The sequence below is a fragment of the Serratia marcescens genome (assembly GCF_001902635.1).
GTDB classification, from domain to species: Bacteria; Pseudomonadota; Gammaproteobacteria; order Enterobacterales; family Enterobacteriaceae; genus Serratia; species Serratia marcescens_F.
In genome coordinates this window covers 1-25678 of sequence record NZ_MJAO01000015.1, presented here as the reverse complement: position 1 = coordinate 25678, position 25678 = coordinate 1, and the positions used below count along the sequence as shown (strand labels likewise).

At 60.4% G+C, this 25678-nt stretch carries 30 protein-coding genes; 15 read left to right on the top strand and 15 right to left on the bottom strand.

The genetic code is table 11. The features are described 5' to 3' along the window. Positions 1-132 precede the first annotated feature (132 nt). A complete protein-coding gene (locus BHU62_RS15700; protein WP_073532838.1) occupies positions 133-774 on the bottom strand; it encodes an NAD(P)-dependent oxidoreductase in 642 nt (213 codons plus the stop codon). Positions 775-914: 140 nt separating this feature from the next. Here BHU62_RS15700 and BHU62_RS15695 point away from each other — a divergent pair, with 140 nt between their 5' ends. From BHU62_RS15695 to BHU62_RS15685, 3 genes are all read left to right on the top strand, one after another. Next, positions 915-1844 carry a LysR substrate-binding domain-containing protein gene (locus tag BHU62_RS15695; RefSeq protein ID WP_201788372.1) on the top strand — a complete coding sequence of 310 codons (930 nt, stop codon included), beginning with the start codon at positions 915-917 and terminating at the stop codon, positions 1842-1844. Between the two features lie 21 nt (positions 1845-1865). Beyond that, positions 1866-2105 carry a DUF1289 domain-containing protein gene (locus BHU62_RS15690; RefSeq protein WP_049240184.1) on the top strand — a complete coding sequence of 80 codons (240 nt, stop codon included), beginning with the start codon at positions 1866-1868 and terminating at the stop codon, positions 2103-2105. A gap of 99 nt (positions 2106-2204) precedes the next feature. Beyond that, positions 2205-3101 carry an aldo/keto reductase gene (locus BHU62_RS15685; RefSeq protein WP_073532836.1) on the top strand — a complete coding sequence of 299 codons (897 nt, stop codon included), beginning with the start codon at positions 2205-2207 and terminating at the stop codon, positions 3099-3101. Between the two features lie 57 nt (positions 3102-3158). Here BHU62_RS15685 and BHU62_RS15680 read toward each other — a convergent pair whose 3' ends face one another. Next, positions 3159-5003: a polyurethanase gene (locus BHU62_RS15680; protein ID WP_073532835.1), complete on the bottom strand. Its 1845-nt coding sequence runs from the start codon at positions 5001-5003 to the stop codon at positions 3159-3161. Positions 5004-5245: 242 nt separating this feature from the next. Between BHU62_RS15680 and sodC the strand changes: the two genes are divergently transcribed. Next, a complete protein-coding gene (sodC, locus tag BHU62_RS15675; protein ID WP_073532834.1) occupies positions 5246-5767 on the top strand; it encodes a superoxide dismutase family protein in 522 nt (173 codons plus the stop codon). Here the strand turns inward: sodC and BHU62_RS15670 are convergent, their stop codons facing one another. From BHU62_RS15670 to BHU62_RS15660, 3 genes are read right to left on the bottom strand one after another with little or no spacing between them, the layout of a single operon-like run. Then, entirely contained in the window at positions 5768-7798 is a 2031-nt protein-coding gene (locus BHU62_RS15670; protein ID WP_073532833.1) for an FUSC family protein, read from the bottom strand. It lies immediately after the preceding gene. Between the two features lie 3 nt (positions 7799-7801). Continuing rightward, positions 7802-8665 carry an HlyD family secretion protein gene (locus BHU62_RS15665; protein ID WP_073532832.1) on the bottom strand — a complete coding sequence of 288 codons (864 nt, stop codon included), beginning with the start codon at positions 8663-8665 and terminating at the stop codon, positions 7802-7804. Positions 8666-8668: 3 nt separating this feature from the next. After that, positions 8669-8905: a DUF1656 domain-containing protein gene (locus tag BHU62_RS15660; RefSeq protein ID WP_073532831.1), complete on the bottom strand. Its 237-nt coding sequence runs from the start codon at positions 8903-8905 to the stop codon at positions 8669-8671. Positions 8906-9085: 180 nt separating this feature from the next. Here BHU62_RS15660 and slyA point away from each other — a divergent pair, with 180 nt between their 5' ends. Beyond that, a complete protein-coding gene (gene slyA / locus BHU62_RS15655) occupies positions 9086-9517 on the top strand; it encodes a transcriptional regulator SlyA (RefSeq protein ID WP_073532830.1) in 432 nt (143 codons plus the stop codon). 89 nt (positions 9518-9606) lie between these two features. Here slyA and BHU62_RS15650 read toward each other — a convergent pair whose 3' ends face one another. Further along, positions 9607-10071, bottom strand: coding sequence for a glycine zipper 2TM domain-containing protein (locus BHU62_RS15650; RefSeq protein ID WP_073532829.1), 465 nt, complete (start codon positions 10069-10071; stop codon positions 9607-9609). A gap of 365 nt (positions 10072-10436) precedes the next feature. Here BHU62_RS15650 and anmK point away from each other — a divergent pair, with 365 nt between their 5' ends. The 5 genes from anmK (at position 10437) to pdxY (ending at position 15016) form a co-directional block, all read left to right on the top strand. Continuing rightward, complete coding sequence (gene anmK, locus BHU62_RS15645) at positions 10437-11558, top strand: anhydro-N-acetylmuramic acid kinase (protein WP_073532828.1); 1122 nt, start codon at positions 10437-10439, stop codon at positions 11556-11558. A 45-nt stretch (positions 11559-11603) separates the two neighbouring features. Beyond that, positions 11604-11906 carry an MliC family protein gene (locus tag BHU62_RS15640; RefSeq protein WP_004931294.1) on the top strand — a complete coding sequence of 101 codons (303 nt, stop codon included), beginning with the start codon at positions 11604-11606 and terminating at the stop codon, positions 11904-11906. Between the two features lie 89 nt (positions 11907-11995). Further along, positions 11996-12649 (top strand): pyridoxamine 5'-phosphate oxidase, encoded by a 654-nt coding sequence (gene pdxH / locus BHU62_RS15635; protein ID WP_073532827.1) that lies wholly within the window; start codon positions 11996-11998, stop codon positions 12647-12649. A gap of 138 nt (positions 12650-12787) precedes the next feature. Then, the gene (gene tyrS, locus BHU62_RS15630) at positions 12788-14062 is read left to right on the top strand and encodes a tyrosine--tRNA ligase (RefSeq protein ID WP_073532826.1); all 1275 of its coding nucleotides are present in this window, start codon (positions 12788-12790) and stop codon (positions 14060-14062) included. 93 nt (positions 14063-14155) lie between these two features. Continuing rightward, entirely contained in the window at positions 14156-15016 is an 861-nt protein-coding gene (gene pdxY / locus BHU62_RS15625) for a pyridoxal kinase PdxY (RefSeq protein ID WP_073532825.1), read from the top strand. 40 nt (positions 15017-15056) lie between these two features. Here the strand turns inward: pdxY and gstA are convergent, their stop codons facing one another. The 5 genes from gstA to BHU62_RS15605 form a co-directional block, all read right to left on the bottom strand. Continuing rightward, the gene (gstA, locus tag BHU62_RS15620) at positions 15057-15662 is read right to left on the bottom strand and encodes a glutathione transferase GstA (RefSeq protein WP_073532824.1); all 606 of its coding nucleotides are present in this window, start codon (positions 15660-15662) and stop codon (positions 15057-15059) included. A 92-nt stretch (positions 15663-15754) separates the two neighbouring features. Continuing rightward, on the bottom strand, positions 15755-16639 hold the full coding sequence (dapA, locus tag BHU62_RS15615; RefSeq protein WP_073532823.1) for a 4-hydroxy-tetrahydrodipicolinate synthase: 885 nt from the start codon (positions 16637-16639) through the stop codon (positions 15755-15757). A gap of 105 nt (positions 16640-16744) precedes the next feature. After that, positions 16745-16888 (bottom strand): hypothetical protein, encoded by a 144-nt coding sequence (locus BHU62_RS25265; RefSeq protein WP_171971325.1) that lies wholly within the window; start codon positions 16886-16888, stop codon positions 16745-16747. 110 nt (positions 16889-16998) lie between these two features. Then, positions 16999-17262, bottom strand: coding sequence for a DUF3811 domain-containing protein (locus BHU62_RS15610; protein ID WP_073532822.1), 264 nt, complete (start codon positions 17260-17262; stop codon positions 16999-17001). 85 nt (positions 17263-17347) lie between these two features. Continuing rightward, positions 17348-18040, bottom strand: coding sequence for an HD domain-containing protein (locus tag BHU62_RS15605; protein WP_073532821.1), 693 nt, complete (start codon positions 18038-18040; stop codon positions 17348-17350). 204 nt (positions 18041-18244) lie between these two features. Between BHU62_RS15605 and BHU62_RS15600 the strand changes: the two genes are divergently transcribed. After that, positions 18245-18637 carry a nuclear transport factor 2 family protein gene (locus BHU62_RS15600; RefSeq protein ID WP_073532820.1) on the top strand — a complete coding sequence of 131 codons (393 nt, stop codon included), beginning with the start codon at positions 18245-18247 and terminating at the stop codon, positions 18635-18637. Here BHU62_RS15600 and BHU62_RS15595 read toward each other — a convergent pair. Beyond that, positions 18634-18903, bottom strand: coding sequence for a hypothetical protein (locus tag BHU62_RS15595; protein ID WP_073532819.1), 270 nt, complete (start codon positions 18901-18903; stop codon positions 18634-18636). The two genes, BHU62_RS15600 and BHU62_RS15595, sit on opposite strands and share 4 nt — an antisense overlap. Positions 18904-19133: 230 nt before the next feature. Between BHU62_RS15595 and BHU62_RS15590 the strand changes: the two genes are divergently transcribed. Further along, positions 19134-19514 (top strand): nuclear transport factor 2 family protein, encoded by a 381-nt coding sequence (locus BHU62_RS15590; protein WP_073532818.1) that lies wholly within the window; start codon positions 19134-19136, stop codon positions 19512-19514. 7 nt (positions 19515-19521) lie between these two features. Here BHU62_RS15590 and BHU62_RS15585 read toward each other — a convergent pair whose 3' ends face one another. After that, on the bottom strand, positions 19522-19902 hold the full coding sequence (locus tag BHU62_RS15585; RefSeq protein WP_073532817.1) for a RidA family protein: 381 nt from the start codon (positions 19900-19902) through the stop codon (positions 19522-19524). 184 nt (positions 19903-20086) lie between these two features. Between BHU62_RS15585 and BHU62_RS15580 the strand changes: the two genes are divergently transcribed. Further along, positions 20087-20941: an aminoglycoside phosphotransferase family protein gene (locus BHU62_RS15580; protein WP_073532816.1), complete on the top strand. Its 855-nt coding sequence runs from the start codon at positions 20087-20089 to the stop codon at positions 20939-20941. On the opposite strand, the gene BHU62_RS15575 is transcribed toward BHU62_RS15580, so the two are convergent. Beyond that, complete coding sequence (locus BHU62_RS15575; protein WP_073532815.1) at positions 20906-21409, bottom strand: cupin domain-containing protein; 504 nt, start codon at positions 21407-21409, stop codon at positions 20906-20908. The two genes, BHU62_RS15580 and BHU62_RS15575, sit on opposite strands and share 36 nt — an antisense overlap. Positions 21410-21509: 100 nt before the next feature. Beyond that, entirely contained in the window at positions 21510-22697 is a 1188-nt protein-coding gene (locus BHU62_RS15570; RefSeq protein ID WP_073532814.1) for a benzoate/H(+) symporter BenE family transporter, read from the bottom strand. A 114-nt stretch (positions 22698-22811) separates the two neighbouring features. Here BHU62_RS15570 and BHU62_RS15565 point away from each other — a divergent pair, with 114 nt between their 5' ends. Further along, positions 22812-23375, top strand: a complete 564-nt coding sequence (locus BHU62_RS15565) for a helix-turn-helix domain-containing protein (protein WP_073532813.1) — start codon at positions 22812-22814, stop codon at positions 23373-23375. Positions 23376-23546: 171 nt separating this feature from the next. After that, positions 23547-25634: a prolyl oligopeptidase family serine peptidase gene (locus BHU62_RS15560; RefSeq protein WP_073532812.1), complete on the top strand. Its 2088-nt coding sequence runs from the start codon at positions 23547-23549 to the stop codon at positions 25632-25634. Positions 25635-25678 lie beyond the last annotated feature (44 nt).

Below are 25678 nucleotides of genomic sequence, written 5' to 3'. Positions count from 1 at the left end.
AATCTGGATCCTGAGAGTAGATAATGCCTTGAAATCTACCGGATGAAACTTAAGAAAACCTTAGAAATTCAGAATACTGGCGGCGGATGGCGCGGGGAAAAGGCCAGGCCGGGCGGCCTGGCGGAGGGCGGTTTAGTAGGCTGCGGTGAACTGAGCGCGAATAAACTGAGGTTTTTCAATCTCATCGACGATAGCGACCGCCAAATCTTCCACCGAAATGCTGGCTGGGGCTTCGCCGTTCATCAACAGCTGCGTGGTGCCGAGGCGGAACTGGCCGGTGCGTTTGCCCGGTTCCAGCAGGGCAGCCGGCGAGAGATAGGTCCAGTCTAGCGCCGATTCACCGCGCAGTGTGTTGCGCAGATCGCGCACCGCCTGCGCGCCGGGGCGGATATTTTCCGGGAACTGCGGCGTATCTACCAATTCAACACCCGGCGCCACTTCCAGGCTGCCGGCGCCGCCGACCACCAGCAGGCGTTTGACGCCGGCTTGTTCGACCGCGGTGAGGATCTGCTGGGCACCGCGGGTGGTTTTCTCATACAGGTTGTCTTCGCCCCAACCGGGGTTGTAGGCGCTGATCACCGCATCCTGGCCGCGCAGTTGCCCCGCCAGCCAGGCGGTATCGGCAACGTCGCCCAGCGCAACGGTCAGATTGGCGTGTTCCGGCAACTCTTTTTTCTGGCGGGCGATCGCCGTCACCTGAATGCCGCGAGCCAGCGCTTCATCCACCACGCGGCGGCCCACAAAACCGGTTGCTCCAATAATGGCTACTTTCATCTGTATGCTCCTTCAGGAATAGGGTCAGTATTGTGAAGCAGACCGAGGCGGCCTGCTGCGTGGGATCTACTCTAGTCCTTAACAATAGTCGTGATTAGTGCCATATTCATGCTTTCTTGATTAAGTAAAACTTCATAATCGTGGACAAACTCAATCGAATGGCGGTGTTCGCCACCGTGGTGGCGGAGGGATCGCTGGCCGGCGCGGCACGGCGGCTGGGCATGACGCCGTCGGCGGTCAGCCAGCATATGCGCTCGCTGGAGAAAGCGCTCGGGGTGCCGCTGCTGCACCGTTCCACCCGCCGTCTGGCGCTGACCGAGGCGGGGGCGGCGTTTTACCCCGGCTGCGAGGCGATGCTGCAACAGGCGCAGCAGGCGGAACAACGGCTGGCCGAGTTGCGGGATACGCTGGTGGGCGAGCTGCGCATCGCCACCCCGGTCGGTATCGGTGGTCGCTCGCTGGCGGAAGCGTTGTCGCCGTTGTTGCAGGCGCACCCCAAGCTGACGCTGCGGGTGCTGGCGGACGATCGCATCGTCGATATGATCGAACAGCGGGTCGACATTGCGCTGCGGGCCAACCGTCAACTGGCGGACGCCAATATGATCGCCCACCCGCTGACGGCGTGGCCGATGGTGCTGTGCGCCGCGCCGCGTTACCTCAGCCAGCACGGGGTGCCGGAAAAACCGCAGGATTTGGTGCAGCACCGCTGGATCTCCAGCGGCTACAGCGGGGCGCATCTGGAGTTGCGGCATCAGTCCGGCCAGCAGGTTAAGCTGCGGCTGGCGGAAGGGCAGATCGTCAGCGAGAGCATGAATGTGATGCGCGCCTTTACCCGCGCCGGGCTGGGCATTTCCATTCAGCCGTTGTATGAAATCGGCGACGAGCTGCAGCGTGGCGAGCTGTTACTGCTGTTGCCGGAGTGGCGACCGGCGGCGCTGCGGCTGCACGCGCTGACGCTGGAACGCAACGTGCCGGAGAAAAGCCGCCAGGCGCTGCGCTATTTGCGCGACTATTTTCGCCGCAATGGCGAAAAGGGACTTGCCAGCGGCGGCGATGGCGTCTTCAATTAGCAAGAGAACGCAGGAGGCCCCGTGGCGCAGCAGCTTGAATTTTTCGACATCCCCAGCCCGTGTCGCGGCATTTGCCAGGCCGACGATCGCGGCTTTTGCCGTGGCTGCCTGCGCAGCCGCGAGGAGCGCTTCGGCTGGATGACCATGAGCGACGCGCAAAAGCGCGAGGTGCTGCGCCTGTGCCGTCAACGTTTCCTGCGCCTGCAGCGCGCCAATAAAGCCCCCGACGAGCCGCTGCCGGAACAGCCGTCGTTGTTTTAACCTTTCCTGATCTGCCGCACGTTCATGCGGCTTACCGCTTCCCTGCGCCTTACCGGCTTGTGTATGCTGGCGGGTAATTAACGTCATGAGGTTTTCGCAATGGTAGAACGTATTCGTCTTGCGCCGCAGGGGCCTGAGTTTTCCCGCATGATTTGCGGTTACTGGCGGTTGATGGAGTGGGGCATGTCGCCGCAGCAGCTGCTGGCGTTTATCGAACAGCATGTCGAACTGGGCGTCACCACCGCCGATCATGCGGACATCTATGGCGGCTATGCCTGCGAACAGGCGTTTGGCGACGCGCTGCGCCTGAAGCCTGCGCTGCGCCAGTCGCTGGAACTGGTGACCAAGTGCGGCATCGCCACCACCGCCAAGCCCGGCAACCCGATCGGCCACTACATCACCGACCGCGATCATATCGTACAAAGCGCGGAACAATCGCTACGCCATCTGCATACCGACTATCTTGACCTGTTGTTGATCCACCGACCGGATCCGCTGATGGACGCCGACGACGTGGCCGAAGCCTTTGTCGCGCTGCACAAAAGCGGCAAGGTGCGCCATTTCGGCGTGTCCAACTTTACGCCCGCACAGTTCCAGCTGTTGCAGTCGCGCCTGCCGTTCTCGTTGGTGACCAATCAGGTGGAAATTTCGCCGATTCACCAACCGGCGATCCTCGACGGCACGCTCGACCAGTGTCAACAGCTGCGCATCAAACCGATGGCCTGGTCCTGCCTGGGCGGCGGGCGCCTGTTCAACGATGCCGAGTTCCAGCCGCTGCGCGACGAGCTGCAGCGGGTGGCGCAGGAAATCGGCGCCGACACCATCGAGCAGGTGGTGTACGCCTGGGTGATGCGTCTGCCGTCGTCGCCGCTGCCGATTATCGGCTCCGGCAAGATTGAACGGGTGCGTTCGGCGCTGAAGGCGCAAAACCTGGTGCTGAATCGCCAGCAGTGGTTCCGTATTCGCAAGGCGGCGTTGGGGTACGACGTGCCTTAACGCGAGGGGGGAAGAGAGCCGGGCGGCGAAAGCGCCCGGCTTTTTTTACGCCGCGCTTTAGGCCAACACCACCTGATCGGTGTCGAAGTGATCGAGCGAGACGCCGATCAACGTGACCTGGCTGTGGCCGAAAGCCAGCACCAAGTCGTCGTTTTGCTGCGTGGCGTAGTCGCGGATATTCCCGCTGGCGCCTTCGGTGCCGATAAACACCAGCTTATCGGTAGCGTTGAAACCATACAGCCGGTCATGGCCAAAATCGCCGCTGAACAGGAAGGTATTGCCGTTGCCGACGCCCTTCAGGATGTCATCACCGCTGCCGCCGACAAAGGTCAGGTTGCCGCCGGCGCGGCCGATCAGCGTGTCGTTGCCGGCATTGCCGAACAGCCAGGCGTCGTGGTTGCGGGCCTGCAGAACGTCATCGCCGTCGCCGCCGGTGGTGGCGGCGGCGTAGGCCTGGAGGCCCGAATCCGATTTCAGTCCTGCAGCGGTCACCTGATGGTCCACCTCTTTGCTGAAAATCAGCCAGGAGGTCTCTTTGCTGCGCAGGGCGCCGATATCGTCCGCCAGCGTAATGCCGCCCTTGGCATCGCGCAGGTAGAGCGTATTGCCGTCGTAGGCGACTTCGGTGTTTTTCAACGCCTGTTGGGTATCGAAAATATTGTGGCCTTTGCCGCCGACGATCAGGTTATAGCCGCCGGCGTCGCGGAAGATATCGTCGCCGTCGCGGCCCTCCAGATAGTCGTTGCCTTTGCCGCCCCGAATCAGGTCATTGCCGTCGCTGCCGATGATAAACGTCGGCCCGCTGTGCGTTTCCGCGTTGCGGTTCAGGTCTTCCACCCAGGTATTGCCACGGGTCACGTTCGACAGGTTGGAAACGACGATGGTCGAGTCTTTGTCGGTCAGCGAATAAAACTCGGAGTTCAGCACCCGCATCAAACCGTCCTGATAAAAGAACGGCAGGTGCGACAGCCAGGTCGGCACGTTGAGAAGGGAAAACGGCAGCAGATTCCAGGCGTCCGACGCATAGTGGTCGTTGAAGTTGACGATATTGTTGGTGGCTGAGGTATGCGGCGCATCGTGTACGCCCAACGATGCCCCGGTCAGCGTGGTGCCGTCGAGCACGCGGAACACCGGGTCGTTCTCATAGCCGATGTTGATCACCTTACTGCCGGTTTCGTACTGGGTCGGTGAGGCGAAGGCGAGATAGTTGGATTGCGCGTAGAAGCCGCCCCAGTTGGCGTCGCTTTGCGCCGCCATGCTGTTGACCGCCAGGCCGCCGAGGCTGTGGCCGCTGACCACCACGTCTTTGCCGCTCAGCCCGTGCGCCTGGGCGAACTTCGCCACGTCGCCCAGCAGCTGGCTGAAGGCGTTCAGGGTGTAACCGTCGGCATAGCCTTTCGGCCCGATACCCGCCAACAGATCGTTAATCGCATCGCCGATGGTATCGGTGATTAACGACTCGCGCGGGCCGCTGGTGCCGCGAAAGGCAATGCCGATGGCGGTGAGATTGCCTGCGCTGTCATATTTGCCCAGCACTTCGGCCTGTGCGGTCGTGTAACCGGCGGTCTCGCCGTAGTAGGTGCCGCGTGCATCGGTTTTGCCGGCGTAACCCAGCTGCGCGGCGTTGATGACCGACCAACCGGCCTGGTTCACCGCGTCCCGCGCGGCCTGTTCGGAATCGGGGTTCCAGGGAATGCCGGGCAGACCGCCCTGCGACTGGGTGCTGCCGATCAACGCGGTGATCAGCGTCAGCGGCAGGCCCAGCCCGAAACCGCTCTGGTGGTAGCCTTCGTCGAAGCCGTTATCGATATTGTGGTAAGCGTAGGTAGAGATGGCCAAGGCGTCGGAAAACAGCGCTTTTGACGCGTTTTCGTCCTGATCCTTATAGCTAAAGATGCCCATATCAGTTCCTTATGAAGTATGCCGCCGGGCCTGGAAGTGAACTCTCATGCGTCGGCGGTAGAAACAGGGGAAACAACGTTAGCCGAACGACAGCTGGTCAGAGGACCAACATCGGTAAAATAATTATTAGCGCCAAGTATTAAGAATGCGAATCAAACTGACGAGATTGTGCGTTGGCTAACAGCGTCGCTGCGGGGTCTCCTATACTGAAAGCTCCATATAGTCATTAAGGAGACTGATTGATGAAACGTTATTGGTATGCGGCGCTCGGCCTGATGGTATGCGGCGCGGCTCAGGCGGCGACGGTCGACGTCGAGATGCACCAGGTGACCGGGCAGGGAATCGGTCAGGACATCGGCAAGGTGGTTATCAGCGAAACGCCGTATGGCTTACTGTTTACGCCGGATTTGAAAGCGTTGCCGGCCGGGGTGCACGGGTTCCACGTGCATGAGAATGGCAGCTGCGAGCCGGGGATGAAGGACGGCAAGGCGGTGGCGGCGCTGGCGGCCGGCGGGCATTTCGATCCGCAAAAAACCGGGAAACACCTCGGGCCGTATGCCGACGGGCACCTGGGCGATCTGCCGGCCATCTATGTGACCGCCGACGGCATGGCGAACTACCCGGTGTTGGCACCGCGGCTGAAAAAAATCAGCGAAATCGAAGGCAAAGCGCTGATGGTGCACGCCGGCGGCGATAACCACTCGGATCATCCGCTGCCACTGGGCGGTGGCGGCGAGCGCTTCGCCTGCGGTGTGATCAAGTGATCATCCACCGCTAGCGGCCGGCGCAACGGCGGGCAGGCCAATCGCCTGCTGCAACTGCTGCAGCGAGCAATAAAGCCGCCAAATCAGACCGGCCAGATCGCGCGCCGCCTGTTCCGGGTGGTGCGCCAGCGCATTGCTCATGCGCAGCAACTCCTGCAAAGTGGCGTCCAGCGAACTGTGCTGCACGCCTTTCTCCGTCATGATGCCGCGCAGGCAGTGAATGCAGACGTCGCGTACCGCCGACAGCGGATCGGAACGGGTCTGCCAGTCGCGCAGTTGCCAGACGATATGGCTGCAGTTGAGCAGCACCACACCCCAGCGCAGCAGCCAGGCGCGCGCCTCCTGATCCTGACTCTGATTGAGTTGACTGATGCGATGGTAGATCAGCGATTCAAACTGGTTTTCGCTCTGCTGCGGCCTTTTGCTCAACTGATCGATAAAGTCGCGCCGCAGCGCGCGAATAATGCGGCGGCTTTTGCGTTTGTCGGAGCTGGGACGCAGGATCTGAAACGCCAAGCCGGCCAACAGCACGCCGACGACTTTACCGATGTTGTCATTGATAAAGGCTTGATAGTCGTAGCTCGGCGGGTTGCTGACGGTCAGGAACGAGCCCATGAAAACGATCAGCTGCCCCCAGAGTGCGGCGTAAGGCGGGTTCTGCAGCTTGAGCATCTGCATGGTCACCAGGATCGGGAACAGGAAGGCGCAGAACACCCAAAAGTCATCAATCTGGATCATCAAACCGAATTTCACCACGAAGCAGGCGACCGAGAGCAGCAGCACCGCCTTGAGCAAGGTGCTGACGCTGTTGATCGGCGAAGGCGTGGAGGAGTAAAGCACGCAGCTGATGGCGGTGAGCGTCAGCGCCGAACTGCCGGCGTCCCACTGCGTGTTGATCCAGTAGGCGCAGCCGATCACGATGCATAAAAAGGTGCGCAGGCCGTTATAGGCGGCTTCGTAGCTGTCGGTATGACGCGCCAGCGAGGTGACGCGCGGCGGCTGGAGATCGCTGACCGCCGTAGCGCTTTCCAATCGCAACAGCCAGCGGTTGCAGCGCAGGTAAAGCCAGCAGAAATGGCGCAGGCGCAGCCAGAAGGCGCGGTGGCGGTAATCTGCAGGATCTTGTGGGGCGATCTGCTGCAGCAGATGCGCCAAACGGTATTTGTCGGCGGCGGGATCGCGCAGTTCATCCAGCAGTTGTGTCAGCACCGGCATCAGGTTGGCGGGGCGATCCGGCCAGTTCAGCAGCATGCGGCGCAGGCTGGAAATGACGCTGGTCATACGCAACTGCTGGTGCAGCAGATAGTTGAGCAGGTTATTTTGCCGCCGCAGCCGGTAGTGGCTCCAAAATGCCTGAATGCGCAACAGATTCATGGTCAGGATCTGGCCGATGACCCCCTCGTGCGAGGCGCGCATCTGTGCGGTGGCTTCCGGCTGCCACAGCATGGCGGCGTGTTCCAACAGCCGCAGCTGCATGCGCCGCAACGACGTCAGCAGGGCTTCGCCGTCGGAGGTGCTGGGCAGGATCATCATCATCAACCCGCCGCACAGAATGCCGGTGATCACTTCGCATACCCGCGCCTGCGCGATATCGAAGATCTGCTGGGTATCGGTGACGTTAACCGTACTGAAAGCGATGATGGCGGCGGTATAGCCCGCCAGCGCGAACGCATAAGAGACGTTGTTTTGGTAATGGTTGGAGATGTAGGTGCATAGCCCAATCCAACTGGCGATGAACAGCGTAAACAGCCAGGGATCGTTCAAACAGTGGCCGGCGATCGCCACCGAGGCGGCGGCGCCGATCAGGCTGCCGAAGACGCGGCCGATGCTTTTGCTGATTACGCCGCCGATGGTGGGGAAACTCACCACCGCGGCGGAGGTGAGCGCCCAGGAGGGTTCGTCGAGTTCGAGCACGAACGCCACCCACAGCGCCAGGCACATCGCCAGCGAGTTGCGCAGCGCATAACGCCATTGGCCGCCGGTCGCTTTACCCCAGGGGGTGCGGTTCCACTCCAGAAAAGGCAGGTTCACACTTTAATCCTGCTGATGAATCGAAATGGTGCAGGTGGTGCCGGCAACCAGCGTCAAATCGGCGGGCGTGTTAAGCAGTTTTATCCGCACCGGTACGCGCTGGGCCAAACGTACCCAGGGAACATTAGGTTTGACGTCCATTAATAGATCGTTGCTGCTGTCGACGCTCTGATCGTAAATGGCGCGGCCGATACTCTCGACTTCACCCTGCAGCGGCGTGTTGCCGTTATATAAAACGATGTCCGCTTTATTGCCTTCTTTTATATGTTTCAACTTGGTTTCTTCGAAATAACCAAGCACATAAAACGAGTGTACGTCCACCAACGCCACCAACGGCGTGCCGGCATTGGCGTAGTTTCCGACCCGTGCCTGCAGGTTGGTGATATAACCGTCGGTCGGCGCATAAATTTTGGTTTTGCTCAAATTCCATTTGGCCTGTTCCAGGTTGGCCAACGCGGCTTTATAGGCCGCTTTCATTGCCTGGGCGGCTAAATTGGACACGTCCAAATCCTCGGCGGAAATAACGTTGCGCGGCAAACTGCGGCGGCGGGCGGCTTCGTGGTCCGCCTTGGCCAGATCGGATTGCGCTTTTGCCACCGCGGCCTCAGCATTGTCCAGCGCGATCTGATAGGGGACAGGGTCGAGGGTAAAAATCAGACTTCCCGCAGGTACGAACTGATTGTCATTCGCGCTTATTTTCTCTAATCTTCCAGAAACTTCTGGGGTGATATTGACGAGTTCGGCGCGCACTTTTCCGTCACGAGTCCACGGGGATTGCATATAATAATTCCATAGCCACCATCCGGCGCAGACGGCAATGGCGCAGACGATCACTGTGGAAAAATATTTTAATGTTTTATGCTGCATGGGTTACCAACTCGCTAAAATCCATAGGGAACCGCTGACGGTCAGAACGAAAATGGACAGGTCCATCAACATGGGGTGCCAGATTTCGCCGGAATAAATCCAGTCTCTCAGCAGCTGATGAATCAGCAGCCATAAGACCAAGCCCAGCAAAAATGCTTTAAATATAGGTGGAAAATAAAGCGATGCCCCCAAGACCAAATCGGGTAGGGGGGATGAAGTGTGTAACCACGATGTATTCACATTAACAATCCCTAAGGGTGAACATGTTGAATATTTGCATAACGATTAAACAATAGCGGCTAAAAATAGTGGCTATTTCCACAATATACATTATATACATTTGTGTTTTTAATGTGAGTTACCCAAAATAGTGTAAACTCTGGGAGGTAATGTTAGCATGCTAATTATAAGGAGGGGGAAGTGGAGTCAACATTAGGTTCAGATTTAGCACGATTAGTTCGTGTTTGGCGCGCGCTCATCGATCATCGGCTCAAGCCGTTGGAGCTGACCCAAACGCATTGGGTCACCTTGCACAATATCAATCGTTTACCGCCGGAGCAGTCGCAAATCCAGCTGGCGAAGGCGATCGGTATCGAGCAACCGTCACTGGTTCGCACGTTGGACCAACTGGAGGAAAAAGGGCTGATTACGCGTCACACCTGTGCCAACGACCGCCGAGCGAAGCGCATCAAGCTGACCGATGCGGCCGATCCAATCATCAGGGAAGTGGACAGCGTGATCACCTCTACACGCAGTGAGATTTTAAGCGGCATCTCCACCGACGAAGTGCATCTGTTGGTAGGGCTGATTGGCAAGTTAGAACAAAATATCACCGAACTGCAGAACAAATAATAATATTCTTATTCTTCTACGATTACAGTTTCACAGCATCAGAAATAAAACCGGAGGCGATTGCCTCCGGTTTACCGTTTAGCGCCGACTTACAGCGGAGAAACGGTGATGGTGTCGCCCATGCGCGCCATGCGCACGCGCTGACCAGGGCTGAACTTGGTGTCGCCCGCTTTCTGCACCACAACGATGTTCTCTTTCTGATCGGTTTTGATTTCCAGCTCATAGCCTGAGGTGCGGCCGGCCACTTCGCCGATGCTGTTGCCTGCCGCGCCGCCGGCGATAGCGCCCGCTGCGGTGGCCAGCGTGCGGCCAGTACCGCCGCCGACGGTGTTACCCAGCAGCCCGCCAATTACCGCGCCGCCGATCATCCCCATGGTGTTGGAGCCTTCACCGCCCTGAATTTTCACCGGACGCACGGAAACCAGCGTGCCGTAGGTAACGGTTTGCACCTGCTTGGCCTGCGAGGACGAATAAACATCGCCGGACATCGATTCATTGGCGCACCCTGCCAGCGTAACGGCGGCAACGGCAACGACGAGAAGACGCTTGATCATATAAAACTCCTGATGGGTAGTAGTCCATAACCTGGTCATGCTTACCAGGCAAGATTCAGTGAAAATGATGGATAAAGTATGGCTGAAAGCGGGGCATATCACCATGCTCCATCGCTGCACGCAGCTTAACTTTTCTCTGTTCAACCAATAATAAACCGCGGTTTACCTTTATGACAGCCTCGGCGGCATTCCGTTGCCGGTTAAGGCACGGTTTAACACATAAAATGTGTCACAGCGGCGCCATGGCGCGGTATCTGGCTCACGGCCTGTAAAAAAAGCATCATAATTCATGGCGTTAATCCGGCAATTCTGGTTTATTTGTCAGGATTAAAATTTGCTTACCGCGCGGGTTGGAGGATGTTGCTATGAAGTCAGGCCGCTATATAGGTGTCATGTCCGGCACCAGTCTGGATGGAATCGATGTGGTATTGGCTGCGATCGACGATCGCATGGTGGCCCAGCAGGCCAGCTATAGCCATCCGATGCCGATCGCGCTGAAAAAAGAAATTCTGGGCATGTGTCAGGGGCAGCAGACTACGCTGGCCGCCGTCGGCCGGCTGGACGCACAGCTGGGCACGTTGTTCGGAGAGGCGGTGCTCGGCCTGCTGAAACAAACCGGCATCGAAGCGGAACACATTACCGCCATCGGTTGCCACGGCCAGACGGTGTGGCATGAGCCGGAAGGCGACGCGCGTTTCTCGATGCAGCTGGGCGACAGCAATCGCATCGCCGCGCTGACCAATATCACCACCGTCGGCGATTTCCGTCGGCGCGACATGGCCTACGGCGGGCAGGGCGCGCCGCTGGTGCCGGCGTTTCATCAGGCCCTGCTGGGGCACCCGGTCGAGCGGCGCATGGTGCTGAACGTTGGGGGCATCGCCAACCTTTCACTGTTGTTGCCCGGTACGCCGGTGCGCGGTTTCGACACCGGGCCGGGCAACATGCTGATGGACGCCTGGGTATGGCGCCATCGCGCGCAGCCTTACGATCAGGACGGCGGTTGGGCGATGCAGGGGCGAGTCTGCTTGCCGCTACTGCAGCAGATGCTGGCCGATCCCTACTTCGCGCTGCCGGCGCCGAAAAGCACCGGCCGCGAGTATTTCAACATCGCCTGGCTGGAACGTCAGTTGGCCGGTTTGCCGGGGATAGCGCCGGTTGACGTGCAGGCTACGCTGACGGAGCTGACCGCTGTCAGCATCAGCGAACAGGTGCTGTTGGCCGGCGGGTGTGAGCGCCTGCTGGTGTGCGGCGGTGGGGCACGCAATACGTTGCTGATGGCGCGCCTGTCTGCGCTGCTGCCGGGTACGGAAGTGGGGCTGACCGACGATTTCGGCGTCAGCGGCGATGATATGGAAGCGCTGGCCTTTGCCTGGCTGGCGTTTCGCACGCTGTCCGGCCAGGCCGGCAACCTGCCGTCGGTGACCGGCGCCAGCCGCGAAACGGTGCTGGGTGGGATTTATCCGGTTTTGCCATTGGGGGGGCGTTAGCTCTGTTAGGATAGCCGGTGAAGGATTTCCCTAAGGAGCAACAGCATGAAAAAAGTCATTTTCGTCGCCGGCGCGCTGGCGCTGTCCGGCTGCAGCTACATTCTGCCGCAGAGCAGCCAGACCATGCACTATCAGTGCGGCACCACGCCGCTGACGGTGGCGCTGGACGGCAAGGCGAGCGAAGTCAGCCTGCTGATGGACGGCGAGCAGCTGCATCTGAAACAGGTGCTCGCGCTGACCGGTGCCAAATACAGTGACGGTAAGTACACGTTCTGGTCGAAAGACCGCAATGCTTACCTTGAGCGCAACGGCAAAGTAGTGATGAGCGACTGCGTGCTGACGGAGTAAAGGTCGGCGTCGGCGTCGGAGCGATTGAGTTCCTGGCGCCGCAGGCGCAGAATGTAACAACGGATTTTTTCAGTTGGTCGATAACCCAGATGATTGAAAAGAATGAGTTTGATGTTGCGGACCTGCGCCGTGAATACACCCGAGGCGGCCTGCGTCGCAACGATCTGACCGCCAATCCGCTCGCGCTGTTCGAGCGCTGGCTGAAACAGGCCTGCGACGCGCGCCTGGCCGATCCGACCGCCATGTGCGTCGCGACGGTCGACGAACAGGGGCAGCCTTATCAACGCATCGTGTTGCTGAAGCATTTCGATGACCAGGGGCTGGTGTTCTACACCAACCTCGGCAGCCGCAAGGCGCAGCAGCTGGCGCAAAACCCGCATATCAGCCTGCTGTTCCCCTGGCACATGCTCGATCGCCAGGTGATTTTCCTCGGCCAGGTAGAGCGTCTGTCGACCCTCGAAGTGCTGAAGTATTTCAACAGCCGACCGAAGGACAGCCAGATCGGCGCCTGGGTGTCACAGCAGTCGTCGCGCATTTCCGCACGCGGCGTGCTGGAAAGCAAATTCCTCGAGCTGAAGCAGAAGTTCCGGCAGGGCGAAGTGCCGTTGCCGAGTTTCTGGGGCGGATTCCGCGTGAAATTCGACTCCGTCGAGTTCTGGCAGGGCGGTGCCCATCGCCTGCATGACCGTTTCCTGTATCAGCGGGACGGGAATGACTGGAAAATTGACCGACTGGCACCCTGAAGACGGAAAATCCCCTCTAAGCGCTGGTGCTGACGCCGCCGGCGCTTTATTCTATGCGCTATCCCGAATTTTTATTTCGCCACTGGGCGAAAGGCCGTGTACCGGCAAAGGTGCATTCGTTTATACATGGAGTCATTGATGGCAAGCAGCAACTTGATTAAACAACTGCAAGAGCGGGGCCTCGTTGCCCAGGTTACGGATGAGGAAGCGTTAGCGGAGCGACTGGCGCAAGGGCCAATTGCACTGTATTGCGGTTTCGATCCGACCGCTGACAGCTTGCATTTGGGCCATCTGGTTCCTCTGTTGTGCCTGAAGCGCTTCCAGCTGGCCGGCCACAAGCCGGTAGCGCTGGTGGGCGGCGCCACCGGCCTGATCGGCGATCCGAGCTTCAAAGCGGCGGAACGCAAGCTGAACACCACCGAAACGGTGAACGAGTGGGTGGAGAAAATCCGCAAACAGGTTTCTCCGTTCCTCGATTTCGACTGCGGCAGCAACAGCGCCATCGCGGCCAACAACTACGACTGGTTCGGCGGCATGAACGTGCTGACCTTCCTGCGTGACATCGGCAAGCATTTCTCCGTCAACCAGATGATCAACAAGGAAGCGGTCAAGCAGCGCCTGAACCGCGACGACTCCGGCATCTCCTTCACCGAGTTCTCCTACAACCTGCTGCAGGGCTTCGATTTCTCCGAGCTGTACAACCGCCACCAGGTGGAGCTGCAGATCGGCGGCTCCGACCAGTGGGGCAACATCACCTCGGGTATCGATCTGACGCGTCGCCAGCACCAGAAGCAGGTGTTCGGCCTGACCGTGCCATTGATCACCAAAGCTGACGGCACCAAGTTCGGTAAAACCGAAGGTGGCGCGGTCTGGCTGGCGCCGGAAAAAACCAGCCCGTACAAGTTCTACCAGTTCTGGATCAACACCGCCGATGCCGACGTCTACCGCTTCCTGAAGTTCTTCACCTTCATGAGCCTGGAAGACATCAACGCGCTGGAAGAAGAAGACAAGAACAGCGGCAAAGCGCCGCGCGCCCAGTATGTGCTGGCGGAAGAAGTGACCCGCATGGTGCACGGCGAAGAGGGCCTGGCGGCCGCTCAGCGCATCACCCAGAGCCTGTTCTCCGGCGCGTTGCACGACATGACCGAAGCGGACTTCGCCCAGCTGGCGCAGGACGGCATGCCGACCATCAAACTGGATGGCGATGCCGATCTGCAGCAGGCGCTGGTCAATGCCGAACTGGTGCCGTCACGCGGCCAGGCGCGCACCATGATCGGTTCCAATGCAGTGACCATCAACGGCGAGAAACAGTCCGACGCCGAATACCGCTTCAGCGACGCGGACCGCCTGTTCGGCCGCTATACGCTGCTGCGCCGCGGCAAGAAACACTACTGCCTGGTGGATTGGCAGTAAGCGAATAATAATGGTAAGGGGCCCAGGCGGCCCCTTTATTTTTGGGCAGCCGCCGACTTCCTCCGGCTGCCGTATTCCGAATGAGTCCTGTTGATGAAAAACATTCTTTCTATCCAGTCGCACGTGGTGTTTGGTCACGCCGGCAACAGTGCGGCGGAGTTCCCGATGCGCCGTATGGGCGTCAACGTCTGGCCGCTGAACACGGTGCAGTTCTCCAATCATACGCAATATGGCCAGTGGACCGGCTGCGTCATGCCGGCCAGCCACCTGACCGAGATCGCTCAGGGTATCGCCAATATCGATCAGCTGCAGCGCTGCGATGCGGTGCTGAGCGGCTATATCGGTTCCCCGGAGCAGGGTGGCCACATTCTGGAGATCGTGCGCCAGGTGAAACAGGCCAATCCGAACGCCTGGTATTTCTGCGATCCGGTGATGGGCCATCCGGAGAAGGGCTGCATTGTGGCGCCGGGCGTGGCGGAGTTCCATTGTCGGCAGGCGTTGCCGTGCAGCGACATGATCGCGCCGAACCTGCTGGAACTGGAAATGCTGAGCCAGATGGCCGTCGCCAACGTGGATGACGCGGTGCAGGCCGCCCGCGCGCTGATCGCCAAGGGGCCGCGGCTGGTGCTGGTCAAGCACCTGGCCCGCGCCGGCTATCACCCCGACTGTTTCGAAATGCTGCTGGTGACGGCGGACGAGGCCTGGCACATCAGCCGCCCGCTGGTGGACTTCGGGGCGCGTCAGCCGGTCGGCGTCGGCGATTTGACCAGCGGTCTGCTGTTGGTGGATCTGTTGAAGGGCGAAGCGCTGGATAAGGCGCTGGAACACGTCACCGCCGCCGTGTACGAGGTGATGCTGACCACGCAAGAGATGGGTGAGTACGAACTGCAGGTGGTGGCGGCGCAGGATCGGATCGTGCAGCCGCGCAGCGAGTTCAGGGCGGTAAAACTGTAAGCTGCATTAGGCCCCGGCGATAGCCGCCGGGGCCTAACCGTTACTTCAATCCTTCGGCGTTCAGCGCCGCATCCACCGCCGGGCGCGCCGCAACGCGATCGAACCAGGCCGCCAGATGGGCGTGCTGGCGCACATCGAACTGCAAGGCGAACGCCCAACGCAGTACGGTGAACAGATAGGCGTCGGCTACGCTGAAACGGCTCCCCAACAGGAAGTGCTGCTTCGCCAGCACAGAATCCAGGTAACTGAACTGCTGCTCCAGCTTGGCGCGCGCGATGGCTTTGTATTCATCGGGCGTTTTCGGGTTGAACAGCGGGCTGAAGCCTTTGTGCACCTCGGTGGCGATGTAGTTCAGCCACTCAATGGCGTGGTAGCGCGACAGGGTACCCGACGTTGGGATCAGGTTGCGATCCGGCACGCGATCTGCCAGGTATTGCACGATCGCCACGCCTTCGGTCAGCAGGCTGCCGTCATCCAGCAGCAGCGCCGGCACCTGTCCCTTAGGGTTGATGGTGAGATAGTCGGCGCCGCTCTCGGTTTTTTTCTGCGCCAGATCGACCTTCTCCGCCGTAAAATCCAGCCCTGCCTCGCGCAGCACGATATGCGGGGACAGCGAACAGGCGCCGGCTTTATAGAACAGTTTCATCGGAAGCTCCTTGTAGGTGACGAATGTCGGGCATGCTTAACCTCTCATCCTAGTCCCATAACGCCAAAATTACAGCGGTTTAGCCGACAAATTTAACCGATGACCGCCTCGGCGGGCTGCAGCCGCGCCAGCGTCGTGGCGATCTGCTGTTGCAGCGCCTGCGGTGCCACCTGCATCGGCGAGCGCAGTTCGTTGGCGATCAGCCCCTGCTGAGCCAGTACCGTCTTGACCGGCGCCGGATTAGGGAAGCTGAACATCTGGTGGATCATCGGCAGCAGCGCATAGAAATTGCTGCGCGCGGCCGCCAGGTCGCCGGCCGCGACCTGCTGCACCAGCTGTACGAAGCGTTCCGGGTGAACATGCGCGGCGGCGGAGATGGCGCCGGTGCCGCCGAGGCACAGCGTGCTGAGGATCAGATTGTCTTCCCCGGTCATCACGTCGATTTCGCCGTCGGCGATCAGCGCCATAGTGGCGTCAGGGTTGCCGCCGCAGTCCTTGATGGCGGTGATGCGCGGGTGGCGCGCAAGATGGCGCAGCGTGGCCAGCTCCAGGGCGATGCCGGTGCGCTGCGGAATGTTGTACAGGATCACCGGCACGGTCGACGCGTCGGCCAACTGGGTGAAATAGTCTATCAGGCCGCACTGAGAAGGGCGGATATAGTAAGGTGCCGGGATCAGCACGCCGGCGATGTCGCGCAGTTGAATGGCCTGCTGCATCTGCAGCGTGGCGGCCATGTTATTGCCGGACAGGCCCATCACCACCTGATGGGCGGGCGCCTCTTCCAGCACCGCGTCGAGCACCGCCAGCTGTTCTTCTTTACTCAGCGCGGCGGCTTCGCCGGTGGAGCCGCACACCACCAGGCCGTTGACGCCGGCGTCGAGCAGATGCCGCGTCAGGCGTTTAACCGCCGGCAGATCGACGGCATTGTGATTGAAAGGGGTAACCATCGCCACCCAAATACCGGAAAATGAGGCCATAAAGTGTTCCTTCTGTGTGACCGACAGAGAAGCCAGATGAGAAAATTGAAGGCGGGGCGTTGCATGCCGTCCTGTCAGCTCATCTGACGGGACAGCCCGCCCCGGTCAAATGAGCGTCTGTTTCTTCGATTTAACCGCCGCCAAACCGCCAACAGGCAACGCCGGGGAAATCGGTGTGTCAGTGTTGCGCGGGTTGGTCATGGCAGTCTCGTGAAAAGGGGAAGTGGGGTGATAATGAATATTCTTCATCAGGCTGTCAATTTACAACAGATTGATAACATTGTTATTCATGATTCGTCAGGGAGGATGAGTTTGGCTAATAAACAAAAATCCCCGCGGCGGCGGGGATTTTTGTGCGCTCAGCGCGGTGGGCGGGAACCGATGGTGGCGGTCCAGCTGAAGGTTTCGCCGCTCGGCCGGTAGCGGTTGGCCTTGCGCTGCGCGCGTTCCGCTTTGGCGATTTTTTCTCTGGCGGCCATGATGCGCGCCACCACCTCGTCCTTGACCTTGTGCTGCTCGGCGTTGGTCAGCGGCCGGCCGTGGCTTTTGCGCGCCTTGTCCAGCTCGGTCTTGACTTCACGCTGCTCGCTTTCCGTCATCTCTCTCAACGTCAATTTTTTCATTTTTGCCGCCCGTTCGGTGAGGGGAGACTTCAGTGTAACGGCGTTATATGACCGAAAATGTTATGGACGTAACGAAAACGCCGCGCTACACCTCCTCCAGCAGCTCGTCGAGAAAGCGCCGCATGCGGGCGGTGCGTTGTTCGGCCATTTGCCGCCCGGCGGCGGTCTGGAAGCCTTCCTGCAGTTTGAACAGTTTGGTCTCGAAGTGATCGAGGATGAAGCGTTTGTCGTCGTATTGGCGATGCTCTGCCAGCGGGTCGGCGGCGTCGTATAACGCGCTGCGCATGCGGCCGCCGATGTAGAAGCAGCGTGCTACGCCGATCATGCCGATGGCGTCGAGACGATCGGCGTCCTGCAGAATTTTCGCCTCCAGCGTTTGCGGGGCGATACCGGCGGAAAAACTGTGCGCTTCGATGGCGTGCGCCACCGCCGCGATAGCCGTTGGCTCCCATTCCAGGCGCGCCAGCGTCTGCGTGGCTTGCTGCGCAGCCATGCGCGAGGCCAGGTGCCGCTGCGGCGAGTTTTTTTCTACCGCAACGGCGTCGTGCAATAACACCGCCGCACACAGAATGCGCCGGTCACCGCCTTCCAGCTTGCTGATTCGTCGGCAGTTCTTCCAGACCCGGTGCAGATGCGCCACGTCATGTGAGCCGTCGTCCGACTCAAGCGTGAGCGGCAGCAGCGTCTGCGCCAGTGCCTGATAGGGGGAAAAGGGTTGCAGCAACTCTTGCGAAAGCGGGGATAAAGGCACGTTCAGCTCCTGTAGGGTGGCAATCATCAATTATGTTAGCCGCGTTGGATGCCGGAAAAATGACGGCGAAACGGCTATTGTTTACTAAAATGCAACCAACAATTGTCATAACTGCGGTTTTTGCAGCGAAACGAGCAACCTAGAATAGCCGCATTCCGCCGTCTCCGCTTGGTGAGAGCCTGTGTCCGCGGAGATGGCCGGAATACCCCGATCAGCCATTGGAGAAGAGACATGCCAACCCCTCTTGAGATAGTGCGCGCGACTTATGAAGGCAGTTCTGAAGAAAACGGCCGCAATTTGCTGGCGGCGCTGGCCCCCGATGCGGAGTGGACCGAGGCCGCCGGTTTCCCTTACGCCGGCACCTATATCGGCCCGGAGAACATCATCAAGAACGTACATCAGCGTTTGGGCAGCGAATGGCGAGGCTACCGCGCCGACGTCGACCATTTCTACGACGCGGGCGAACATGTGATCGCCCAGGGTTTTTACCACGGCACCTACCGAGCCACCGGAAAATCCTTCAGCGCCTCCTTTGCGCATATCTATACGCTGCGCGGCGGCAAGATAGTGAAGTTTGTGCAAATCGTCGACAGCGCTAAAGTGTTGGCGGCGATGCAGCCCTAATCGCCGCTGCGTTTGCCGAATTTGCGGTCGTACTCGCGCCGGTAACCCCGGGCCTTGTTACGATCGCGGATCCATAAATAGCCGCACACCAGCGCAACCGCTCCCGAAAAGGTGACGTTGCGCATATCCCGGTCATACCAAAACACCAACAGGGCGTCCAGCGCCGCGATCAGGGCGATCCATTTGTACATATGGGATTGGCGCCGCGTGGCGGCGTTGAGTCGCTTTAACTGTCTGGCTTCGTCCAGCACCGGCTTTTGCTGCATAGCGCACCGTTATCATCATGCTCTTACTGATAAATTAGCAGAATCCTCCCAACCGCCGCAAAGATTAACGCGCGGCGTCATGCCGTTTTCACTGTCCCAGACGCGGTGCGGAAAATTTATGCGCGGGCGCTTGAATTGCCCGTTGGGCGTGCTAGGTTAATTATTCGCTATTTCGGGGTTTTTATTCATTGTTCGCCGCAAGCGGCGGTTAATTTCGGCAGGAGGATCTGATGAACGAAAAAACGGCACGCCCGCAGGATGTGGTTAAGCAACAGCTTGACGCCTATAACGCCCGCGACATCGACGCCTTTATGGCCTGTTGGGCGGACAACGCGCAGTATTACGAGCATCCCGACACGCTGTTAGCCAGCGGCAAGGCGGCGATCCGTGAACGGCATCTGGGGCGCTTCCAGGAACCGAGCCTGTACGGCGAGCTAATCAAACGCATGGCGGTGGGGAATATGGTGGTCGATCAGGAAGTGGTGACGCGTAACTTCCCGGAAGGGCGCGGCAAAATGGACGTAATCGCCATCTACGAAGTGGAACAGGGGCGGATCGCCAAAGCCTGGTTCAAGATCGGCCCCTGCGTGCCGGATGAGGGCGCGCTCTAGCCCCGCGTTATGGCAACGCCATCACTGCCTCTATCTCCACGCAAACCTGCGGTGAGAACAACGCGCTGACCGCCATAAGCGAACAGGCCGGCAGCGCGCCATCAAAGTAGTCAAACAGCACCGGGCGCACGCCCGCCAGATCGGCAATGTCGGTCAGGAACACGCTGATCTTGATCAATGCCTTAAGATTCACTCCTTCGCTGGCGGCGATGGTCGCCAGCTGCTCGAGGATCTCTTGCGTTTGCTCCGGTGCGCTCAACCCCTGAGCGTCGGTGGCGAACGCGGTCAATCCCGATACGTACAGGCGATCGCCGTGACGTACGGCATGCACATAGGGGCCACCCGGCGTAGGCAACTGCGGATAATTAATGCGTTTTAATGATGTCATGGTCAAACCCTATACAAGAGCGGTTAATAAAATGGGCAAACTTGGTTAGGATACCGGGGACAACGGCGGTAAGACGCTGCGAACCGGTGATATCTGATAGTATCACCCACCTTTAATTTTATACGTCGTATCTCACCCGAGTGTGACAGTGCGGCGCTGCTCGGCAACAAGGACGCATGAGACGATGAATCCGCTTTTTACTCCCTATCTGCAACGCTGGCGGTTGGAGCAGGACGGCAAAGCCTTCGAAACCCATAGCAGTCTGCTGATGCCGGTGCGCTACCGGGGCGAGGCCGCCATGCTGAAGATCGCCCGCGAGCAGGAGGAGCGTTTCGGCGGCCAGCTGATGTGCTGGTGGCGGGGGGAAGGCGCCGCGCGGGTGCTGGCGTGGCACGACGACGGCATTCTGTTGGAGCGTGCGCAGGGCGACGGTTCGTTGGCACAGCTGGTGCGCGACGGCGAGGATGAACGGGCCACGCAGATCCTGTGTCGCGCGATCGCCGCCTTGCATGCGCCGCGCGCGGCGCCGTTGCCCGATCTGATCCCGCTGCAGCAGTGGTTCAGTTCGCTTTGGCCGGCGGCGCAGGCGCACGGCGGCATGTTGCGCCTCAGCGCCACGGCGGCGGCGGAGCTGCTGAGCAGCCCGCGAGAAGAAAGCGTGTTGCACGGCGATATCCACCATGACAACGTGCTGGATTTCGGCGAACGCGGCTGGCTGGCGATCGATCCCAAGCGTTTGTACGGTGAGCGGGGATTCGATTACGCCAATATTTTTTGCAATCCCAACTACGGCGTTGCCACCGATCCGGCCATTTTCCATCGTCGGGTGGAACAGGTCTGCCGGTTGGCCGGGCTGGAGCGCCGGCGTCTGCTGCAGTGGATCCTGGCCTGGTCAGGGCTTTCCGCTGCCTGGTTCATGGAAGACGGACAGGCGGCGGACATCGACTTTCGCGTGGCCGAGCTGGCGGCACAGGCGCTGGATCTTACGCTGCCGGACGGCGATTCAGGGTTCATCCTGCCAGTAATCGAGCGAGGCTGAAGGGCGCTGCAGGTAGCGTACCGGCTCGCCGTCGGTGCCGCGCGCCATCGCCTGGTATTTGCCGGAGTCTGGGTACATCACCAATTCCGGCTGCTCGCGCGTGCTGACGGACAGATATTTCAGCGGCGCATCGGAGGTGTTGATGATCTGGTGCGGATATTCCGGGCCCGGCGGAATGAAGATGACATCTCCGCTGACGATCGGCAGCATTTCTCCATCTACCCGCAGCGTACCGCTGCCCTCCAGAATGATGAACATTTCCTCCTGAGCGTAGTGATAATGGTAGGGGCAGGAACGCATGCCCGGCGCCACACAATCGAAGGAGGCACCCAGCTTAGCGGCGGCGGTACCGGCACCGAGGCGAGCGCCGACGCTGTCGTACAGCGGCGGCCGCCGGTCATGTTGCTTATCTACCCGTTCGACATTGCGTATCAGGCGCTGAGCTAACAGCGCGGCTTTCTCAGTCATAGGCGTCCTTGGTGACAGCGTCACCTATTATGCGGATTGGTGTTAAGACGACAGAGAAAGTGAAGGCGCCACGGCGGCGCCTGTCAATGTCGTGCGCCCGTTACGCCTGGGGGGTTCGCCGCGGCAGCGACAGCAGCAGATGGGCGATGGCGCCGCCGACAATGCCCCAGAAGGCCGAGCCGATGCCCAGTAACGTAACGCCGGAGGCGGTGATGAGGAAGGCGATCAGCGCCGCGTCGCGCTGTTTTTCGTCATGCAGCGCGCGCTGCAGGCTGCCGCCGATGGTGCCGAGCAGCGCCAGCCCGGCGATGGTGTGGATCAGGGCCACGGGCAGTGCGCTGAACAGCAGGCCGATGGCGCCGCCGAACAGCCCGGCCAGCAGGTAAAAGCCGCCGGCGGCTACCGCGCCCATATAGCGTCGCTGCGGGTCGGGATGCACGTCCGGCCCCATACAGATGGCGGCGGTAATGGCGGCGATACACACCGAGAAGCCGCCAAACGGCGCCAGCAGCAGCGCGGTCAGCGCTGTCCAGGCGATCAGCGGTGACGTAGGCACGCGGTAGCCCGCCGCTTGCAGTGTGGCGATGCCGGGAGCGTTCTGCGAAGCCATCGTCACCACGAAGAACGGCACGCCGATGCCCAGCAGCGTCGGCCAGCTGAAGTGCGGCGCAATGAATTCCGGCATGGCGAACGCCGGTGCATGCTGCGCGAGCTGGATATTGCCCTGTAGCGCGGCGATCGCCAGCCCGGCCGCCAGCGTCAGCACGATGGCGTAGCGTGGTTGATAACGGCGGCTGAGCAGATAGGCCAGCCCCATGCCGGCGCTCAGGGGGAAATTGAGCTGCAGTGAGGCGAAGGCGTCCAGCCCGAAGCGCAGCAGGATCCCCGCCAGCATCGCCGCGGAAATCGCCTGCGGAATATAGTCCATCAGGCGCGCGAACAGCCCGGTGACGCCGCACAACAGGATCAGACCGGAAGCGAAGATAAACACCCCGATCGCCTCGTTGATCGGCGTGCCGGGCAGGCTGGTAACCAGCAGCGCCGCGCCGGGCGTCGACCAGGCGGTGAGGATCGGCGTGCGGTAGTAGAGCGACAGTCCCAGTGAGGTGACGCCCATCGCGATCCCCAAGGTGCTGAGCCAACCGCCGATCTGCGCCGGTGTGGCACCCGCGGCGGCGGCGGCCTGGAAAATGATCGCGGCGGAGCTGGTGTAACCCACCAGAACGGCGATAAAACCGGCCATAACGGCGGGCAGGGTCAGGTGACGCAGGGTAATGGCGGGACGCATGAGAAGCTCCAATTGGTAGCTGTGCGTTATAGCGCACGATGAGAAATCAGCATAGCACCGTGCGCTATAGCGTACAAGCGGGTATAATCGGGGCGATATGCAAAGGAGAACAAGATGCAGGAACTTGCCGGCCATTTGGCGCACACCCTTCGCACGTTGCGCGCGCAGCGCGGTTGGAGCCTGACGCAAGCGGCGGAATTTACCGGCGTCAGCAAGGCGATGCTCGGGCAGATCGAACGCGGCGAGTCCAGCCCGACGGTGGCGACGTTGTGGAAGATCGCCACCGGTTTCAACGTGGCATTCTCCGCGTTTCTCGAAGCGTCGCCCGCACAGCAACAGGCGACGCTGCACCGCTACGGCGATCTGCCGATCTATGATCAGGACAACGCCAACATGCGCGTAGTACCGCTGTTTCCCTACGATCGCCAGCTGGGTTTTGACATGTTCGTCATCGATCTCGCGCCGGGCGCGCTCAGCGAATCGTCGCCCCATGAACCGGGCGTGATCGAGCATGTGATCGTGATCAGCGGCCGGTTGGAGTTGGCGATAGACGGCGAATGGCACAGCCTGGCCGCCGGCGAGGCGATGCGCTTTCAGGCCGATCGGCCGCACGCTTACCGCAATGCCAGTTCACAAACGGTGCGCATCCACGATCTGATCCACTATCCTCAATCCTGACTCAACGCGGCGGCCGTGGGCTTTGACTCCGCGCCGCCTAACGCCTACCTTGTTGAAAATGACTCTTATTTCACAGGCTGTTGCCCACTTGAAAGGAGCTTGATTTTGCCGGTCACCAATCGACGTCAGTTTATTAAACTCAGTGCACAAACCGCAGGAGCCGTATTCGCGATGACTTCATTACCCAACAGTATCCGCCTGGCGATGGCGGCGGAGGGCGGCGCGGCCGCCGGCGATGAATTTCTGTGGCTGGAAGCGCTGCAGGGCAAAAAGGCGCTGCAGTGGGTGAAGCGGGAAAACCAGCGCACCGCGGCGCGCTTCGCCCAGGGCGAAGATTTTCAGCGGATTGAGCGCGAGGTATTGGATATCCTCAATAAAGACACCCAGATCCCGTGGGTGAGCAAACGCGGCGACTACTACTACAACTTCTGGCAGGATCAGGCCAACCCGCGCGGCCTGCTGCGGCGCACCACGCTGGACGAGTACCGCAAGGCCAAACCGGCCTGGGAGACGGTGCTGGATATCGACGCGCTGGGCAAGGCGGAGGGCAAGGACTGGGTCTATCAGGGTTCGCAGCCGCTGGCGCCGGAATACCGCTATTGCCTGATGCAACTGTCGCCGGACGGCGGTGACGCCACCGAAATCCGCGAGTTCGATCTGGTTGCCAAACGTTTCGTCACGGACGGCTTCAACGTGCCGGTGGCGAAAAGCCGGGTCTCCTGGGTTGATCAGAACACGCTGTTTATCGCCACCGATTTCGGTCCCGGTTCGATGACCCAGTCCGGTTACGCCCGCATCGCCAAACGCTGGCGGCGCGGCACGCCGCTGAGCGCCGCCGAAACGCTGTATGAAGCGCAACCCGAGGATATGGCGGTCTTCGCCTATCACGATCGCACGCCGGGTTTTGAGCGCGATTTTGTCGGCCGCAGCCTGGACTTCTATCGCCGCGATTACTTTCTGCTGTCTCAGGACGGCCGTCAGATCAAAATCGATATCCCGGCCGACGCCGAGTTGGATACGCATCGCGAATGGCTGCTGATCAAACCGAGCAGCGACTGGGAAGTGGGCGGTAAGCGCTACCCGTCCGGCGCGCTGCTGGCGGCCAACTTCAACGATTACCTGGCGGGCAAGCGCGAGCTGCAGCTGCTGTTCACCCCGACGGCGGAGCGGGCGCTGAGCGGCTACAGCGGCACCCGCGATCACCTGATCCTCAGCGTAATGGATAACGTGGTCAACCGCCTGGAAGTGTTGACGCCGCAAGGCGGCAGCTGGCAGCGCCGCCCGCTGGGCAACCCCGGTGCCATCAGCACGATTTCCGCCGGCGGCATCGACGAAGAAACCAACGACTATTTCCTGACCATCAGCGGGTTCCTGCAGCCGACTTCGCTGTATATGGGCAACCTCGACGGCGGTGAGGCGACGTTGTTGAGGCAGGCGCCGCAGGACTTCGACGCCAGCGGCTATCAGGTCAGCCAGCATTTCGCGCTCTCCAAGGACGGCACCCGCGTGCCGTATTTCCAGATCGCTGCCAAAGATCTCAAGCCGGACGGCAGCACACCGACGCTGTTGTATGGCTACGGCGGGTTTGAAGTACCGTTGCTGCCGGGCTATCTGGGCGGCAAGGCGCCGGCCTGGCTGGAGCGCGGCGGGGTGTACGTGGTGGCCAATATCCGCGGCGGTGGTGAATACGGCCCGGCTTGGCATCAGGCGGCGCTCAAGCAGAATCGTCACCGCGCCTACGAAGATTTCGCCGCGGTGGCGGAGGATCTGATCGCGCGCAAAGTGACCTCCGCGCCGCATCTGGGTGCCCGCGGCGGCAGCAACGGCGGCCTGCTGGTGGGCAACATGTTGACGCTGTATCCGCAGCTGTTCGGCTGCATCGTCTGCGAAGTGCCGCTGCTCGACATGCAGCGCTATACCCAGCTTTCCGCCGGCGCCTCATGGATCGCCGAGTATGGCGACCCGAGCCAGCCGGAACAGTGGGCCTATATCAAAACCTTCTCGCCGTACCACAATATCCAGGCGCAGACGGCTTATCCGCCGGTGCTGTTCTATACCGCCACCAGTGACGACCGGGTCAACCCGGCCCACGCGCGCAAAATGGCGGCGCGCATGCAGGCGATGGGCTATCAACAGGCTTACTTCTATGAGAATACCGAAGGTGGGCACAGCGCCGCCGCTGACAAGCAACAGGCGGCGTTTCACAGCGCGCTGGTCAGCGAGTTCATGTGGGCCAACCTGAGCGGCAAGCAAGCGTAAGCGCTTTTCTTCACGGGCATAAAAAAACACCGGGGCGTTAACCC

Coding starts and splice junctions, on each gene's coding strand:
- BHU62_RS15580 (WP_073532816.1), top strand. CDS start 20,087: ATGAATCCGCTTTTTACTCCCTATCTGCAACGCTGGCGGTTGGAGCAG.
- pdxH (WP_073532827.1), top strand. CDS start 11,996: ATGATTGAAAAGAATGAGTTTGATGTTGCGGACCTGCGCCGTGAATAC.
- BHU62_RS25265 (WP_171971325.1), bottom strand. CDS start 16,888: ATGAAGAATATTCATTATCACCCCACTTCCCCTTTTCACGAGACTGCC.
- dapA (WP_073532823.1), bottom strand. CDS start 16,639: ATGGCCTCATTTTCCGGTATTTGGGTGGCGATGGTTACCCCTTTCAAT.
- BHU62_RS15665 (WP_073532832.1), bottom strand. CDS start 8,665: ATGCAGCATAAAACATTAAAATATTTTTCCACAGTGATCGTCTGCGCC.
- pdxY (WP_073532825.1), top strand. CDS start 14,156: ATGAAAAACATTCTTTCTATCCAGTCGCACGTGGTGTTTGGTCACGCC.
- BHU62_RS15585 (WP_073532817.1), bottom strand. CDS start 19,902: ATGACATCATTAAAACGCATTAATTATCCGCAGTTGCCTACGCCGGGT.
- sodC (WP_073532834.1), top strand. CDS start 5,246: ATGAAACGTTATTGGTATGCGGCGCTCGGCCTGATGGTATGCGGCGCG.
- BHU62_RS15570 (WP_073532814.1), bottom strand. CDS start 22,697: ATGCGTCCCGCCATTACCCTGCGTCACCTGACCCTGCCCGCCGTTATG.
- tyrS (WP_073532826.1), top strand. CDS start 12,788: ATGGCAAGCAGCAACTTGATTAAACAACTGCAAGAGCGGGGCCTCGTT.
- BHU62_RS15575 (WP_073532815.1), bottom strand. CDS start 21,409: ATGACTGAGAAAGCCGCGCTGTTAGCTCAGCGCCTGATACGCAATGTC.
- anmK (WP_073532828.1), top strand. CDS start 10,437: ATGAAGTCAGGCCGCTATATAGGTGTCATGTCCGGCACCAGTCTGGAT.
- BHU62_RS15595 (WP_073532819.1), bottom strand. CDS start 18,903: ATGCAGCAAAAGCCGGTGCTGGACGAAGCCAGACAGTTAAAGCGACTC.
- BHU62_RS15605 (WP_073532821.1), bottom strand. CDS start 18,040: ATGATTGCCACCCTACAGGAGCTGAACGTGCCTTTATCCCCGCTTTCG.
- BHU62_RS15650 (WP_073532829.1), bottom strand. CDS start 10,071: ATGATCAAGCGTCTTCTCGTCGTTGCCGTTGCCGCCGTTACGCTGGCA.
- BHU62_RS15560 (WP_073532812.1), top strand. CDS start 23,547: ATGACTTCATTACCCAACAGTATCCGCCTGGCGATGGCGGCGGAGGGC.
- BHU62_RS15610 (WP_073532822.1), bottom strand. CDS start 17,262: ATGAAAAAATTGACGTTGAGAGAGATGACGGAAAGCGAGCAGCGTGAA.
- BHU62_RS15640 (WP_004931294.1), top strand. CDS start 11,604: ATGAAAAAAGTCATTTTCGTCGCCGGCGCGCTGGCGCTGTCCGGCTGC.
- BHU62_RS15600 (WP_073532820.1), top strand. CDS start 18,245: ATGCCAACCCCTCTTGAGATAGTGCGCGCGACTTATGAAGGCAGTTCT.
- BHU62_RS15680 (WP_073532835.1), bottom strand. CDS start 5,003: ATGGGCATCTTTAGCTATAAGGATCAGGACGAAAACGCGTCAAAAGCG.
- gstA (WP_073532824.1), bottom strand. CDS start 15,662: ATGAAACTGTTCTATAAAGCCGGCGCCTGTTCGCTGTCCCCGCATATC.
- BHU62_RS15565 (WP_073532813.1), top strand. CDS start 22,812: ATGCAGGAACTTGCCGGCCATTTGGCGCACACCCTTCGCACGTTGCGC.
- BHU62_RS15590 (WP_073532818.1), top strand. CDS start 19,134: ATGAACGAAAAAACGGCACGCCCGCAGGATGTGGTTAAGCAACAGCTT.
- BHU62_RS15685 (WP_073532836.1), top strand. CDS start 2,205: ATGGTAGAACGTATTCGTCTTGCGCCGCAGGGGCCTGAGTTTTCCCGC.
- BHU62_RS15700 (WP_073532838.1), bottom strand. CDS start 774: ATGAAAGTAGCCATTATTGGAGCAACCGGTTTTGTGGGCCGCCGCGTG.